Source organism: Phaeobacter sp. QD34_24, assembly GCF_028890115.1.
Taxonomy (GTDB): Bacteria; Pseudomonadota; Alphaproteobacteria; order Rhodobacterales; family Rhodobacteraceae; genus Phycobacter.
This window is the reverse complement of sequence record NZ_JARCJD010000007.1, coordinates 94,929-109,655: the sequence shown is the minus strand read 5'-3', so window position 1 is coordinate 109,655 and position 14,727 is coordinate 94,929. Positions and strand designations below refer to the sequence as shown.

Genomic DNA, 14,727 nt, shown 5'->3' with positions numbered 1-14,727 from the left:
GCCGCAAGGCATGTTTGAAAATCTATCCGAACGCCTTTCCGGTGTATTTGACCGGCTGACCAAACAGGGCGCCCTCTCTGAGGAAGACGTCAAGACCGCCCTGCGCGAGGTGCGCGTCGCCCTGCTGGAGGCGGACGTCTCGCTGCCCGTGGCGCGTGATTTCGTCAAGAAGGTACAGGATCAGGCCACCGGCCAGGCAGTGACCAAATCGGTGACGCCCGGCCAGCAGGTCGTCAAGATCGTCCATGATGCCTTGGTCGAAACCCTGCGCGGTGAAGGCGATCCGGGCACGCTCAAGATCGACAACCCGCCCGCGCCGATCCTGATGGTCGGCCTGCAGGGCTCGGGTAAGACCACCACCACCGGTAAGCTGGCCAAGCGGCTGAAGGAAAAAGAGGGCAAGAAGGTCCTGATGGCCTCGCTCGACGTCTATCGCCCGGCCGCGATGGATCAGTTGGCGGTCCTGGGCACCCAGATCGGCGTCGACACCCTGCCCATCGTCAAGGGCCAGAAACCCGTCGACATCGCCAAACGCGCCAAGCAGCAGGCGGCCCTGGGTGGCTATGACGTCTATATGCTGGATACCGCCGGTCGCCTGCAGATCGACGAAGTCCTGATGCAGGAAGTCGAGGATGTGCGCGACGTGGTCTCGCCGCGCGAAACCCTGCTGGTTGTCGATGGTCTGACCGGTCAGGTCGCGGTCGAAGTCGCCGAGGAATTCGACGCCAAGATCGGCATCTCCGGCGTGGTTCTGACCCGGATGGACGGCGATGGGCGCGGCGGTGCGGCGCTGTCGATGCGCGCGGTCACCGGCAAGCCGATCCGCTTTGTCGGCCTTGGCGAGAAGATGGACGCCATCGAGACCTTCGAGCCGGACCGGATCGCGGGCCGGATCCTGGGCATGGGCGACATCGTGGCCCTGGTCGAGAAGGCGCAGGAAACCATCGAGGCCGAACAGGCCGAGAAGATGATGAAGCGCATGATGAAGGGTCATTTCAATATGAATGACCTGAAGATGCAGCTTGAACAGATGCTCCAGATGGGCGGCATGCAGGGCATGATGCAGATGATGCCCGGCATGGCCAAGATGGCGAAACAGGTCGAAGACTCCGGCATGGACGACAAGGTGCTGAAGCGCCAGATCGCCATGATCCAGTCGATGACCAAGAAGGAGCGCGCCAACCCGGCCCTGCTGCAGGCCTCGCGCAAGAAGCGCATCGCGGCGGGCTCCGGCATGGAGGTTTCCGACCTCAACAAGCTTCTGAAGATGCACCGCCAGATGGCGGATGTGATGAAGAAGATGGGCAAGATGGGCAAAGGCAAGATGCTGAAACAGGCCATGAAGGGCATGTTCGGCAAGGGTGGCGGCATGCCCGATATGGCGGGCGGTCTGCCCGGCGGCATGGATCCCAGCCAGCTGGACCCCAAGGCGATGGAGGCCGCAGCCAAGGCGCTTGGCGGCAAGGGCGGTCTGCCCGGTGGCCTGCCCGGTCTTGGGGGCATGGGCGGCCTGCCCGGTGGCCTCTCCGGTTTTGGCAAGAAGAAGTAACGCCCCATGACCGTGACCGTCCCCACCATCGAGACCGAACGCCTGATCCTGCGCGCCCCTGCGCTGTCGGATTTCGACACCATGTGCGAGTTTTATGCCTCTGATCGCGCAACATACGTTGGCGGTCAGATGAAGCCGGAACAGGTCTGGCGGCACCTCGCCTGCGAGATCGGCCATTGGCAGATGCTGGGCTACGGGCGCTGGAGCGTGGACGAGAAATCCTCGGGCAAGCTGGCGGGCAATATCGGCCTCTGGAATCCCCATGGCTGGCCCGAGCCGGAAATCGGCTGGGATCTGTTCGAAGGCTTCGGCGGTAAGGGCTATGCGACCGAGGCGGCCATGGCGGCCCGTTCCTATGCCTATGACGTCTTGGGCTGGGAGACCGCCATCAGCCTGGTGCACCCGGACAATCACGCCTCCCGCGCGGTGGCGAAACGGCTGGGTGCGCGCCGCGGTGACGATTATATCCATCCGCGCCTTGGCACGCTGGAACTCTGGCGCCACCTCTCCCCGGCGGAGCTGGCCGACGGCGGCATGGAGGCCTACGCGTAATGTCCACGTCCTCCATCCCCACCCTAGAGACCAAACGCCTGATCCTGCGTGGCCCCGAGCCCGAGGATTACCCGAACTTCAAGGCGACCTTCTCGTCTTATCGCGCGCGTTTCATGGGCGGGCCGCTCAACACCTATGAGGCCTGGATGCTCTATGCCGCCGAAATGGGGCATTGGCAGATCCGCGGTTTCGGCATGTGGATGATCCACGACAAGGTGACGGACGAAACCTATGGCATGGCCGGCGGCTGGAAACCCGCAGGCTGGCCCGAGCGTGAAATCGCCTGGATTATCTGGCCCGACAAGGCCGGCAAGGGCTACGCGCTGGAAGCCACCAGTGCTGCGCGCCGCTATTTCTACGAAACCCTGGGCTGGGACACGGCGGTCAGCTACATCGACCCCAAGAACCTCGATTCCATCCGCCTGGCCGAACGGCTTGGCGCCAAGAAGGACAATGAGGCCGAAACCATCGACGGCAGCGATGCGGTCTACCGGCATCCGTCCCCGGCGGCACTGAAGGGCAGCCAGATCGCCCATGGGATCGAGATGGAAATCAGCCACTATGCCGACCCGCTGTTCAAACCGAAAGGATGGGCCATTGACTGATACGACACGCGACGATGTGGCCCGTGCCGCAGAAATCCTGAAAGGCCACCGCGAAAGCATCGACCGGCTGGACGCGATCCTTGTCTACACCCTAGGCGAACGCTTCAAGCACACCCAGGCGGTGGGCAAGCTGAAAGCCGAACACGACCTTCCCCCGTCCGATCCGGCCCGCGAGGCAAAGCAGATCGCACGGCTTGAAGACCTGGCGCAGCAGGCAGATCTGGACCCTGCATTCGCCAAGGCGTTCTTGAACTTCATCATCGATGAGGTCATCCGCCACCACAAGAAACACCAGGAATGATCCTCCCCGATCCCCTGGCACATACGAGACTGAACGAAATAACCGGGTCCACCCCGGTCAACGCCATCAAAGGAGACTGAACCCATGGCAATGAAAATCCGTCTGGCCCGCGGCGGCTCGAAAAAGCGTCCCTTCTACCGCATCGTGGCTGCCGACAGCCGCATGCCCCGCGACGGCCGCTTCATCGAGAAGCTCGGCACCTACAACCCGCTGCTGCCCAAAGACAGCGAAGAGCGCGTGAAAATGGACGTCGACGCGATCAAGGCATGGCTCGACAAGGGCGCCCAGCCCACCGACCGTGTGTCCCGCATGCTCGAAGCTGCTGGCGTTCTGACCAAGAAAGAGCGCAACAACCCCGAGAAAGCCGTCCCCGGCAAGAAAGCTCAGGAACGCGCTGAAGAGAAAGCCGCCAAGGCTGCCGAAGCGGCTGAAGCAGCAGAAGCACCCGCCGACGCGGAATAAGACCATGACGCTGCGGGATACCGTCACCGAGGGCGCGTTCCCGGAAGGCTTCCGCAGCGAATTGGACCGGTTGATGCGGCTCCGGCGCGATGTGCGCCGGTTTCGCACTGATCCAGTGGATGAGGCAGTGCTTGCGCGCTGCCTCTCTGCGTTTTCACTGGCGCCTTCAGTGGGCCTCAGCGAACCCTGGCGCATCCTTCGCATCACCAGTGAAGTCGCCCGCGCCGCCGCGTTGAAGAATTTCGAGGCCGCCAATGCCGAAGCCCTGCAGGGCTATTCGGGCGCACAGGCGGAACGCTATGCCGGGCTGAAGCTGTCGGGGATGCGCGAGGCGCCCGTGCAGCTGGCCGTCTATTGCGACGATACCACGACCAAGGGCCATGGCCTGGGCGCGGGCAGCATGCCCGAGATGCGCCGCTATTCGGTGGTCTCGGCCATCACCCTGGTCTGGCTGGCCTTGCGCGCCGAAGGGCTGGGCCTGGGCTGGGTCTCGGTCCTGGACCCCGCGCAGTTGAACCGCGACCTGAACGCCCCCGAAGGCTGGCAGCTGGTTGGGTATTTCTGCATCGGCAAGCCGGAAATCAGCGAAGACAATACGCCCGAGCTGGAACAAAAAGGCTGGGAAAGCCGCGCCGCATCCCTGGTCATCGAGACGCGCTAGGCCTGTTCGGGCAGCACCACGACCCGCGCCCCATTCAGCAGCTCATCGATGGATATGAAATCAAGGCCCAGCCATGCCAGGCAGCTGGCCTGATCGGCACTGACCTCCACCTCCAGATTGCCCCGCATCGCCGAGGCCATCTGATACATCCGCGCCAGTCCAAAGCTGAGATCCGTAGGCGCCCAGATCGCCGAGCGCAACACCCGCCCCTGAGCCCACAGGCGCTCCGAGGTCAGCCGCGCAACATTGCTGAGATCCGCAAAGCCGATATCCATGTCTGTGACCAGGCTCATGTCGTCAAAGGTCGCCCCCATGTCCGAGTAGCCTTCGATCTTGTTCACCGCCTCGGCCACGCGCGGCAGGTCGGCAACGGCAAAGCGGCCGCGATACTGGATATAGGCCAGATCAAGATGGGGTAGAACCGAAACAGCAACCTGCATCGCCGACCTCTTGCGCGGTGTGCACCGTAAAACCGGAAAATCTACATTCGCAAACAAGACTTGTGGCAAGCATAGGACTGTCGGTGCTGCCAGCCCGACACCCGCCATAAACTAGATCTTGTGAAAAAAGATCCAATAGCCCAGATAGTGTGGAATGAATTCGGCCAGCAATCAACAGCCATACAGGATTTTCCCATGAGCGATCTGATCTGCGTCGGCGCGGTGGCAGGCGCCTTTGGGGTGCGCGGCGAGGTGCGCCTGAAGAGCTTTTGCTCCATTCCCGAAGACATCGAGACCTATGGTGCGCTCAGTTCCGAGGATGGCAGCCGCAGTTTCACGGTCACGCTGACCGCGGCGATCAAGAACGGCTTCACCGCCCGGTTGAGCGGCGTGGAGACCAAGGAGCAGGCCGATGCCCTGAAAGGCCTGCGCCTGTTTGCCCCGCGCGATCGCCTGCCCAGCCTGCCGGATGACGAATACTACCACGCCGATCTAATCGGGCTGGAGGTCTATGACACCGGCGGCGCGCTTCTGGGGCGGGTGAAATCGGTGCAGAACCACGGCGCCTCGGACCTGCTGGAACTGCATGGAGCCGGGTTGAAAACCACGGTTCTTCTGCCCTTTACCCTGGCGGCGGTGCCCACGGTGGACCTGGAGCAGGGCCGTATCATCGCCGACCCGCCCGAAGGCCTGTTCTGAGCCTGTCTTCGCGCTCGCGGTTTCAAACCCGGCACATGGGCGCTATAGGACCGGCACACCCCGTTCACAGATGGCAGATCCGCAATGAGCGACACCCCTTCCAAACCCACGTCGGCACAGCCTCCCGCCAAATCTCATGGCCGCAAGGCGATCCGCCCGACCCTGAAGCCGCGCGAATTGATGACGCCGACGCCGGATCTGGCGGGCGTGTGGAAGGCGAAGATCCTGACGCTGTTTCCCAGCGCCTTTCCCGGTGTGCTTGGTGAAAGCCTGACCGGCAAGGCCCTGCAGGAGGGGCTGTGGCAGTTGGAGACCATCGACCTGCGCCAGTTCGGCGTCGGCAAGCATCGCAACGTGGATGACACGCCCGCAGGCGGCGGCGCGGGCATGGTGCTGCGCCCCGATGTGCTGGGCAATGCGATCGAGCACGCGATGGACGGGGTCAGCGGCAACTGGCCACTGATCTACCTGTCGCCGCGCGGGCGCCGGATGGATCAGAAGATGATGCAGAACCTCGCGCGCTGCGATGGCATAACGCTTCTGTGCGGCCGCTTCGAGGGGGTCGACGAACGGGTGCTAGAGCATTACGGCATCCAGGAGGTCAGCCTTGGCGATTTCGTCATGACCGGCGGCGAGATCGCCGCCCAGGCGCTGATCGATGCCACGGTGCGGCTGATCCCCGGCGTTCTTGGCAACCAGGCCTCGACCGAGGAAGAGAGCTTTTCATCCGGGCTTCTGGAGCATCCGCAATACACCCGCCCCGCCGAATGGAAGGGCCGCGAGATCCCCGAAATCCTGATGTCCGGCCATCACGGCAAGATCGCCGAGTGGCGCCTCCAGATGAGCGAAGAGATCACCAAGGCGCGCCGCCCCGACCTGTGGGAAAGCTACAGCCGCAAGCGGGACGAAAGCTGACCTCTGGTCATCCTTCCTGATGTCCCAGCCCGGCTTTTCCCCTTGGAAGCCGTTGCCGTGAAGGCCAAGCCGTGCTTATCTCTACCTTGAGTTTTTATGATGACAGGAGGTCATAAGGTGGCTGGGAAATTTGAACTTTATGAAGACAAGGCTGGCGAGTTCCGCTTTCGTCTGAAGGCGGGCAACGGCGAGAACATCCTGGCCAGCGAAGGATACAAGCAGAAGGCCAGCGCCGAAAACGGCATCGCCTCGGTCAAGAAGAACGCCCCCGAGGATGCGCGCTACGAGCGCAAGGAAACCTCTGCCGGGAAATTCATGTTCAACCTCAAGGCCACCAACGGCCAGGTGATCGGCACCTCGCAGAGCTATACCAGCGCCTCGGGCCGTGACAATGGCATCGAGTCGGTCAAGAAGAACGCGCCCGACGCCGCAGTGGACGATCAGACCGCCTGATCCAGACGCGCAGCGCACAGATATAAAAACACCCCCGACCACAGCATCGGGGGTGTTTTTCTTGATACGACGGGCTTGCGCAGCCCGGCAGGTCTTCCAAGCTGTCGCGGGTCGTTGACGTCTCGTCAGGGGGGACATGACGGCCCAATGCCGCCATCATGAGACTCAAATCCAAACGGGGAGAGGGTCAAGATGTTGCGGTTTGTGAAACGGCTTCTGGCGGGACTGGCCATTGCATTCGTGCTGCTGGGGGCCGTGCTGGCGGTGAACACCCTGCGCTATGCCCCGGAGCCCTTGCCAGAGAATGCCGAGATCTTTGATCTGGGGGCTGACATCGAGCAGGCCACGGCCAGCCTGTCGCAAGCGGTGCGGTTCCAAACCGTCTCGCCCGATCTGACCCATCCCGATTTTGATGCCTTCCTCGGCTTCCTGCAAGAGCGCTACCCGGCGGTGCATCAGACCATGTCGCGGGATCTGCTGGCGCGCAAGACACCGCTCTACACCTGGCAGGGCAGTGACCCTGACCTGGCCCCGATCCTGCTGGCCGCCCATTATGACGTGGTCCCGATCGCCCCCGGCTCCCATGACCTGTGGGAGCACGAGCCCTTTTCCGGCACCATCGCGGATGGCTTTGTCTGGGGCCGCGGCACGCTGGATGACAAAGGCGCCGCCATCGCCCTGCTCACGGCGGCCGAACATTTGATCACCCAGGGCTTCACCCCCAAACGCACGGTCTACTTCAGCTTTGGCGGCGACGAAGAAGTGGGCGGCCTAGGCGCAATGGCCGTGGCCCTGCATCTGAAGAAGCAGGGCGTCGAGCTGGACTGGATGCTGGATGAAGGCTCCTTTGTGCTCGACAAGATCATCCCGGGACTGGAGCAACCGGTGGCCAGCATCAACCTGTCTGAAAAAGGCTATGTCACGCTGGAGCTGGTCGCCCAATCGGAAGGCGGGCATTCCTCGATGCCGCCGCGCGTCACTGCCGTGGGGCGCATCGCTCGCGCGGTGGAACGGCTGCAGGCCAACCCGGTGCCCGGCGGGCTGAATGGCATTTCGGAAGAGTTCTTTGACGCGCTCGGCCAGCATTTCCCGCTGGGGCAGCGGGTGGTCTTTGCCAATCGCTGGCTGTTCAATCCCCTGCTGGAACACCTGCTGTCGGGATCGCCCTCCACCGATGCCATGCTGCGCACCACCACCGCCCCCACCATGCTGACCGGGTCGAGCAAGGAAAACGTCCTGGCCGCCGAAGCCTCTGCCAAGATCAATTTCCGCATCCATCCACGCGACAGTATCGAGGATGTGGTAGAACATGTCCGCAGCACCATCGACGATCCCAAGGTGGAAATCCGCTACGATGCCGCGCTGGCCAACCCGGCCTCGCCGGTGTCCTCTTCCAAGGCCGAAGGCTATGGTCAGATCCGCAGCTCGATCCTGGACGCCTTTGGCCCGCTGGCCACGGTTCCCGGCCTGACCATTGCCGCCACCGATGCGCGCCACTATGGCAAGGCGGCGCGGGATGCCTATCGCATCAACCCCTTCAAGGTCACCGGCTCCGACCTGCCCCGCATCCACGGCACCAACGAACGCCTGTCGATCGAAAACCTGGAACGCGGCATCAACTTCTACGGGGCCCTGCTGCACAGGCAGTGACTGCGCACGGACATTGCGCAGCTGCCCCTTGATCCGGGCGCGCATTTCCCCTAGAGACCGCCTACTTGGATTCGCTTTTACGAACCCGAGTCGTTTTGCAATGCACGGCACCTTCTGACCGGTCTTCTTCGACCTCCTCAGCGCCGCGCAGGAGCGAACCTAAAAGGAACGGACGATCTGACCTCTGGCGGGCTGCACATCGCGGGACCCGATGAAGACCAAGAGCTCTCAGGACGCGCAAATCTTCGTGGGCCAAACCACGAGCAAATATTAGGAGATGATCAGATGGACCTGATCGCACAGCTGGAGGCGGAACAGATCGCCGCCCTGGGGAAAGAGATCCCCGATTTCAAAGCCGGTGACACCATCCGCGTCGGCTACAAAGTGACCGAAGGCTCGCGTTCGCGCGTCCAGAACTACGAAGGCGTCTGCATCAGCCGCAAGAATGGTTCGGGCATCGCCGGTTCCTTCACCGTCCGCAAGATTTCCTTTGGCGAAGGCGTGGAGCGTGTGTTCCCGCTGCATTCGACCAACATCGACAGCATCACCGTCGTGCGCCGTGGCCGCGTGCGTCGTTCCAAGTTGTACTACCTGCGTTCGCGCCGCGGCAAATCTGCCCGTATCGCCGAAGACGCAAACTACAAAACCAAAGCATAAGGAGTGGTATCATGAAAGCCGACACCCATCCCGATTACCACTTCATCGACGTCAAGATGACCGATGGCACCATCATCAAGATGCGCTCCACCTGGGGCAAGGAAGGCGACCAGCTGTCGCTGGACATCGACCCCTCCGTGCACCCCGCATGGACCGGCGGTTCGACCCGCCTGATGGACGCTGGTGGCCGCGTGTCCAAGTTCAAGAAGAAATACGAAGGTCTGGGCTTCTAATCAGCCACAGCACCTGCAGGTATCAAGAAAACGCCGCCCCACCGGGCGGCGTTTTTGTTATGGCTGATGCTGTAGCTGCCGCCGATCAGGCTCTAATTAAGGCGGTTCTGCGCTTTTCAATGATTCGGGCTCTGGCTATAGTCCGCAGAAAATCGCGCCGGGCGCGCGGGGAACCAGAGGGATCACTGAATGGCGCATATCATTGTCGTCGGCAACGAAAAGGGCGGTGCGGGCAAATCCACCGTCTCCATGCATGTGGCAACCGCCCTGGCCCGGATGGGCCACAAGGTGGCCGCGCTGGATCTGGACCTGCGGCAGCGCTCGATGGGGCGGTATCTGGAAAACCGCAAGGCCTTCATGAAGCAGGAAGGGCTGGAGCTGCCCATCGTCGAGCTGCACGAGCTGCCCGACATTGACCCCGACAGCCTGCAGCCGGGCGAAAACATCTACGATCACCGCCTGTCAGCCGCCGTCTCCAGCCTGGAGCCGGACATGGATTTCATCCTGATCGACTGCCCCGGATCGCATACCCGGCTCAGCCAGGTGGCCCATTCGCTGGCCGATACGCTGATCACGCCGCTCAACGACAGTTTCGTGGATTTCGACCTGCTGGCCCACACCGACGAGAAGGGCGAGAAGATCACCGGCCCCTCGGTCTATTCCGAGATGGTCTGGAACGCCCGCCAGCTGCGCGCCCAGGCCGGGCTGAAGCCGATCGACTGGATCGTGATCCGCAACCGCGTCGGCACCCAGCGCATGGTCAACAAGGAAAAGATGGAACGCGCCATCAACATGCTGTCCAAGCGCATCGGCTTCCGCGTCGCCCCCGGCTTTTCCGAACGGGTGATCTTCCGTGAATTGTTCCCGCGCGGGCTGACGCTCTTGGATCTCAAGGACATCGGCATCAAGCAGCTCAACATCTCCAACATCGCCGCCCGTCAGGAGCTGCGCGACATGATGAAAGAGCTGAACCTGCCCGGTGTCGAGGTCAATATCTAGGCCCTACCGCAGGGTCTCAGACCCTTCGTAGATCGTGAACAGTTCGATCGGTTCGGGCACGCTGCGCAGCATGTAGCGGCCCAGCGAGACCAGATCGTGCCCGGCGTCAGCGCCCGCGCGCTGCACCTCCTCGGACAGGATCACGCTTTGCCCGACCGAATGGTGCAGCCCGGCAATCCGGGCTGTCTGGTTCACGGTCGGGCCGATCACGGTGAAATCCAACCGGTTCTGGGCGCCGATATTGCCGTAGAGAATATCGCCCGCGTGCAGGGCCAGGGTGAAATCCGGGGCGGGCAATCCGGCCTTTGTCCGCGCGTCATTGCGGGCGCCGATCTTCGTGCGCAGCTCAGCTGCCGCATCCAGTGCCGCCTTGGCATCCTGCGCGATGGAGCCAAGGTTGAACATGGTCAGCATGCCATCGCCCATGAACTTCAGGATATTGCCGCCATGCGCCTGGATCACGGCCACGGCGATCCCGAAGTAATCGTTCAGCATATCGATCACCTCGGGTCCGGGCAGCTGTTCGGCCAGGCTGGTGAACCCCTTGAGATCGAAAAGGCAGATCACCGCATTGATCCGGTCCGAGGAGCCACGCTGGATCTCCCCCGACAGGACCCGCCGCCCCGCATCGCGCCCCAGGTAGACCTGCAACAGATCGCTGGCCATCTGCCGGTTGGACATGGATTTCAGGGCCAGCCCCATATGCGGCGTGACAGAGCGCAAAAGCTCAAGATCCGCATCGGAAAACCCCTCCGGGTGATCGCTGCTCCAGGAAAACAACACGCCCTCGGAGGGATGGTAGGGATCCACCGGGCCGTCCTCGTCAGAGAACCGCAGCCCCTGCGCCAGATAGTCGGTCGCACCGCGCCGACGCAGCTCTTCCAATATCGGAAACCTCTGGCGATCCTCGGCATTCAGGTCAGAGCGGAACTCCTCCAGATCCCGGGACAGCAGGTGGAACAGCGGGCTTTGCAGCCAGATATCCCGTGGCGCCTCCCGGTGCTCGTAATGCTCCTGTGAAATGCCCTCGTTGCGCGTCCAGTTGAAGCCGATACCGCCGAATTTCGGATGGAAGGCCCGCTGCGCCAGGTGAAACCGCAGCAAGGGCACGCCCACGTTGATCAGTTGCTCGCAGAAGCCGTTGAGAAAGACCTGCCGGTCCTGGCAACGCAGCCCCTGCTCTGCCAACCAGGTGATCAGGGCTAGGGTACGGGTATCGGGCTGCTGCATCAGGCGCTCCTTCGCTCTGGCCACATGAGGCTGTGCCCTGTCATCTGGGCACCCCTTGCGCAGATGTCTATGACTCGATCCCTGCCAACTGCCGCAGCATCCGCCGCAACAACTGCTCTTCTTCCTTCGAGAACCGATCGGCCAGCTGTTTGTCATAGCTGGCCGCCTGTCCGCGCAGGTCACGATAGGCGGCCTCTCCTGCCGGGGTCAGTTGCAGATGCTCAGAGCGCCGATCGCTTTCGTCGCGACTGCGAGTGATGAAACGCCGCTCGCTCAGCTTGGCCACGGCGCGGCTGATCTTGGTCTTGTGGATCTTTGCCCGCTGGCCGATGTCCTTGGCCGTCATGGTGCCATAGGTGCCAAGGTGGAACAGAACCCGCCATTCGTTGCGCAGCATCCCATAGCGATTCTTGTAGTAGGACTGAAACGCGAGCGAGCTTTCCTCGGCCGCGCGGTTCAGCAGGAAGGGCAGGAAATCCTGCAAAAGGAAATCATCTTTTTCGGGCATTTGGGTCTCCTTGCCCTTGTTAGTTACAAAAACAACTATTACCCCGACAAGCAGAAAAGGAGGAACGCGCCATGAATCGTCCTGTACATCCGCACGAAATGATCCAGGCCCCGTCGCTTGCGGGCCCGCATGAGGGCTATATGCCCGGCTTTGGCAATGACTACGAAACCGAGGCCCTGCCCGGCGCCCTGCCCGAAGGCATGAACAGCCCGCAGAAATGCAACTACGGTCTTTATGGCGAACAGCTGAGCGGCACCGCCTTCACCGCCGAACGCGTCGAACGCACCTGGTGCTACCGCATCCGCCCCTCGGTGAAGCATTCTCACCGCTATGAAAAGATCGACCTGCCCTATTGGAAATCCGCACCCTGCGTCGATCCCGATGTGACCTCGCTCGGCCAGTACCGCTGGGATCCGGTCGCCCACGGCGGCGAGGCTCTGACCTGGCTCACCGGCATGCGCACCATGACCACCGCCGGCGATGTGAACACCCAGGTCGGCATGGCAAGCCATGTCTATCTGGTGACCGAGTCGATGACGGACAGCTATTTCTTCTCGGCCGACAGTGAGCTCTTGGTCGTGCCGCAAGAAGGCCGCCTGCGCTTCTGCACCGAACTCGGCATCATCGATCTGGAGCCGAAAGAGATCGCCATCCTGCCGCGTGGTCTGCTGTATCGGGTCGAGGTTCTGGAAGGCCCCGCGCGCGGTTTCGTCTGCGAAAACTACGGTCAGAAGTTCGAACTGCCGGGCCGTGGCCCCATCGGCGCCAACTGCATGGCCAACCCGCGCGACTTCAAGGCGCCGGTGGCGGCGTTCGAGGACCGCGAAGTACCCTCGACCGTGACGATCAAATGGTGCGGCCAGTTCCACGAAACCAAGATCGGTCATTCGCCGCTGGACGTGGTCGCCTGGCACGGCAACTACGCGCCGGTGAAATACGACCTGCGCACCTATTGCCCGGTCGGCGCCATCCTGTTCGACCACCCGGATCCCTCGATCTTCACCGTGCTGACCGCCCCCTCGGGGCAGCCGGGCACCGCCAATATCGACTTCGTGCTGTTCCGCGAGCGCTGGATGGTGGCCGAGAACACCTTCCGTCCGCCCTGGTATCACAAAAACATCATGTCCGAGCTGATGGGCAATATCTACGGCCAGTACGATGCGAAACCCCAGGGCTTCATCCCCGGCGGCATGAGCTTGCACAACATGATGCTGCCGCACGGGCCGGACAAGAACGCATTCGAAGGCGCGTCGAACTCGAACCTCGGGCCGGAGAAGCTGGAAAACACCATGTCCTTCATGTTCGAGACCCGCTTCCCGCAGCACCTGACCGAATTCGCAGCCAAGGAGGCGCCGCTGCAGGACGATTACATCGACTGCTGGTCCGACATCGAAAAGAAATTCGACGGCACGCCGGGCCTGAAGTAAGCCTGTAGCCATAGCCGTTTTCAGCGCCGGGGTGATCCCGGCGCCCGCACATAACACTTGGGAGACACCATGCCCCTTTTGAAATCCTGGGTCGCCTCGGCCAATTCCGCCGACACGCCCTTTCCGCTGAACAACCTGCCCTATGGCGTCTTCTCCGTCGGTGAGGAAGACCCCCGCTGCGGCGTCGCCATTGGTGACATGATCCTCGACATGCAGGCCGCCGAAGAGGCGGGCCTCATCGATCTGACCGACTACGCCCTGTTCGAGGTGCCCTTCTGGAACGACCTGATGGAGGAAGGCCCCGCCGTCTGGGCCGCCCTGCGTGAACGGCTGATCGCACTGCTGTCCGAAGGTGCTGCCGAACAGGCCAAGGTCGAGCCGCTCCTGGTGCCGATGAAGGACGCCGAGCTGCACATGCCGATGATGGTCAGCGAATACACCGACTTCTACGCGGGCAAGAACCACGCCGTGAACGTCGGCACCATGTTCCGCGGCCCGGAAAACGCCCTGCCGCCGAACTGGCTGCACATTCCGATCGGTTACAATGGCCGCGCTTCCTCGGTTGTCGTGTCGGGCACCGATGTGCGCCGTCCCTGGGGCCAGCTGAAGGGTCCGAATGACGACGCCCCCCGCTGGGCGCCCTGCGCCCGTTTCGACATCGAGCTGGAAATGGGCGCCATCGTCGGCACCCCTTCCGAAGGCCCGATCACCGTGGCGGAGGCCGACGCCAATATCTTTGGCTACGTGCTGCTCAACGACTGGTCCGCGCGCGATATCCAGGCCTGGGAATACCAGCCGCTTGGCCCGTTTCAGGCCAAGGCGACCGCCACCACCATCAGCCCCTGGATCGTGACCAAGGCAGCACTGGAGCCCTTCCGCTGCGACACGCCGGAACGCGAAGTGGAGCTCTTGGACCACATCAAGGACTGCGGGCCGATGCTTTATGACATCGACCTTGAGGTCACCATGGCGCCCGAAGGCAAACCGGCCAGCACCATTGCCCGCACAAACTACAAGGAAATGTACTACTCCGCCGCGCAGCAACTGGCGCATCACAGCACCTCGGGCTGTCCGATGAATTCCGGTGACCTCCTGGGTTCCGGCACCATTTCCGGTGAAACCAAGGAAAGCCGCGGCTCGCTGTTGGAACTCAGCTGGGGCGGCAAGGAGCCGCTGACGCTGGAGACCGGCGAAGAGCGCTCCTTCATCGTCGATGGCGACACGCTGACCCTGAAGGGTGCGGCCAAGGGCGACGGCTACATGATCGGCTTTGGCGACTGTGTGGGCAAGGTGCTGCCCGCGCTGGACGACCCTTACAAGCGCTAAGCGCAACCTCAAGAAACACTGGCACCGAAGTCCGCCCCTAACGCGCGGTCTTCGGCCCAC

General features: G+C 62.5%; 18 protein-coding genes. 15 read left to right on the top strand and 3 right to left on the bottom strand.

All coding sequences use genetic code 11. From position 1 onward, the window contains the following. Window positions 1-10: 10 nt before the first annotated feature. From ffh to bluB, 6 genes are all read left to right on the top strand, one after another. Window positions 11-1,549 carry a signal recognition particle protein gene (gene ffh, locus PXK07_RS07730; protein WP_274847636.1) on the top strand — a complete coding sequence of 513 codons (1,539 nt, stop codon included), beginning with the start codon at window positions 11-13 and terminating at the stop codon, window positions 1,547-1,549. A 6-nt stretch (window positions 1,550-1,555) separates the two neighbouring features. Further along, window positions 1,556-2,101, top strand: coding sequence for a GNAT family N-acetyltransferase (locus PXK07_RS07725; protein ID WP_274847635.1), 546 nt, complete (start codon window positions 1,556-1,558; stop codon window positions 2,099-2,101). Then, window positions 2,101-2,706 (top strand): GNAT family N-acetyltransferase, encoded by a 606-nt coding sequence (locus PXK07_RS07720; RefSeq protein ID WP_274847634.1) that lies wholly within the window; start codon window positions 2,101-2,103, stop codon window positions 2,704-2,706. Before PXK07_RS07725 ends, PXK07_RS07720 begins: the two co-directional genes overlap by 1 nt. After that, complete coding sequence (locus PXK07_RS07715) at window positions 2,699-3,007, top strand: chorismate mutase (protein ID WP_274847633.1); 309 nt, start codon at window positions 2,699-2,701, stop codon at window positions 3,005-3,007. The genes PXK07_RS07720 and PXK07_RS07715 overlap by 8 nt, the downstream gene beginning before the upstream one ends. Window positions 3,008-3,091: 84 nt before the next feature. Continuing rightward, window positions 3,092-3,469 carry a 30S ribosomal protein S16 gene (rpsP, locus tag PXK07_RS07710; RefSeq protein WP_274847632.1) on the top strand — a complete coding sequence of 126 codons (378 nt, stop codon included), beginning with the start codon at window positions 3,092-3,094 and terminating at the stop codon, window positions 3,467-3,469. Window positions 3,470-3,473: 4 nt separating this feature from the next. Next, the gene (bluB, locus tag PXK07_RS07705; RefSeq protein WP_274847631.1) at window positions 3,474-4,130 is read left to right on the top strand and encodes a 5,6-dimethylbenzimidazole synthase; all 657 of its coding nucleotides are present in this window, start codon (window positions 3,474-3,476) and stop codon (window positions 4,128-4,130) included. On the opposite strand, the gene PXK07_RS07700 is transcribed toward bluB, so the two are convergent. After that, window positions 4,127-4,570: a hypothetical protein gene (locus PXK07_RS07700; RefSeq protein WP_274847630.1), complete on the bottom strand. Its 444-nt coding sequence runs from the start codon at window positions 4,568-4,570 to the stop codon at window positions 4,127-4,129. The two genes, bluB and PXK07_RS07700, sit on opposite strands and share 4 nt — an antisense overlap. 195 nt (window positions 4,571-4,765) lie before the next feature. Between PXK07_RS07700 and rimM the strand changes: the two genes are divergently transcribed. The 7 genes from rimM (at window position 4,766) to PXK07_RS07665 (ending at window position 10,176) form a co-directional block, all read left to right on the top strand. Continuing rightward, window positions 4,766-5,269 (top strand): ribosome maturation factor RimM, encoded by a 504-nt coding sequence (rimM, locus tag PXK07_RS07695; RefSeq protein WP_274847629.1) that lies wholly within the window; start codon window positions 4,766-4,768, stop codon window positions 5,267-5,269. Window positions 5,270-5,353: 84 nt separating this feature from the next. Beyond that, the gene (gene trmD, locus PXK07_RS07690) at window positions 5,354-6,184 is read left to right on the top strand and encodes a tRNA (guanosine(37)-N1)-methyltransferase TrmD (RefSeq protein WP_274847628.1); all 831 of its coding nucleotides are present in this window, start codon (window positions 5,354-5,356) and stop codon (window positions 6,182-6,184) included. Window positions 6,185-6,301: 117 nt separating this feature from the next. Then, the gene (locus PXK07_RS07685) at window positions 6,302-6,637 is read left to right on the top strand and encodes a YegP family protein (RefSeq protein ID WP_274847627.1); all 336 of its coding nucleotides are present in this window, start codon (window positions 6,302-6,304) and stop codon (window positions 6,635-6,637) included. A 192-nt stretch (window positions 6,638-6,829) separates the two neighbouring features. Beyond that, window positions 6,830-8,287, top strand: a complete 1,458-nt coding sequence (locus PXK07_RS07680) for a M20 family peptidase (protein ID WP_274847626.1) — start codon at window positions 6,830-6,832, stop codon at window positions 8,285-8,287. A gap of 285 nt (window positions 8,288-8,572) precedes the next feature. Further along, window positions 8,573-8,944: a 50S ribosomal protein L19 gene (rplS, locus tag PXK07_RS07675; RefSeq protein WP_274847625.1), complete on the top strand. Its 372-nt coding sequence runs from the start codon at window positions 8,573-8,575 to the stop codon at window positions 8,942-8,944. An 11-nt stretch (window positions 8,945-8,955) separates the two neighbouring features. Then, entirely contained in the window at window positions 8,956-9,177 is a 222-nt protein-coding gene (gene rpmE / locus PXK07_RS07670) for a 50S ribosomal protein L31 (protein ID WP_065271573.1), read from the top strand. A gap of 189 nt (window positions 9,178-9,366) precedes the next feature. Next, window positions 9,367-10,176 (top strand): division plane positioning ATPase MipZ, encoded by an 810-nt coding sequence (locus PXK07_RS07665; protein WP_274847624.1) that lies wholly within the window; start codon window positions 9,367-9,369, stop codon window positions 10,174-10,176. 3 nt (window positions 10,177-10,179) lie between these two features. Here the strand turns inward: PXK07_RS07665 and PXK07_RS07660 are convergent, their stop codons facing one another. Together PXK07_RS07660 and PXK07_RS07655 are read right to left on the bottom strand one after the other, a co-directional pair. Further along, window positions 10,180-11,406, bottom strand: a complete 1,227-nt coding sequence (locus tag PXK07_RS07660) for an adenylate/guanylate cyclase domain-containing protein (protein ID WP_274847623.1) — start codon at window positions 11,404-11,406, stop codon at window positions 10,180-10,182. Between the two features lie 67 nt (window positions 11,407-11,473). Next, the gene (locus PXK07_RS07655; protein WP_274847622.1) at window positions 11,474-11,914 is read right to left on the bottom strand and encodes a MarR family winged helix-turn-helix transcriptional regulator; all 441 of its coding nucleotides are present in this window, start codon (window positions 11,912-11,914) and stop codon (window positions 11,474-11,476) included. 71 nt (window positions 11,915-11,985) lie between these two features. On the opposite strand from PXK07_RS07655, the gene hmgA reads away from it, so the two are divergent. After that, window positions 11,986-13,341, top strand: coding sequence for a homogentisate 1,2-dioxygenase (hmgA, locus tag PXK07_RS07650; RefSeq protein ID WP_274847621.1), 1,356 nt, complete (start codon window positions 11,986-11,988; stop codon window positions 13,339-13,341). A 69-nt stretch (window positions 13,342-13,410) separates the two neighbouring features. Further along, window positions 13,411-14,667 carry a fumarylacetoacetase gene (gene fahA / locus PXK07_RS07645; protein WP_274847620.1) on the top strand — a complete coding sequence of 419 codons (1,257 nt, stop codon included), beginning with the start codon at window positions 13,411-13,413 and terminating at the stop codon, window positions 14,665-14,667. Window positions 14,668-14,727: the final 60 nt, after the last annotated feature.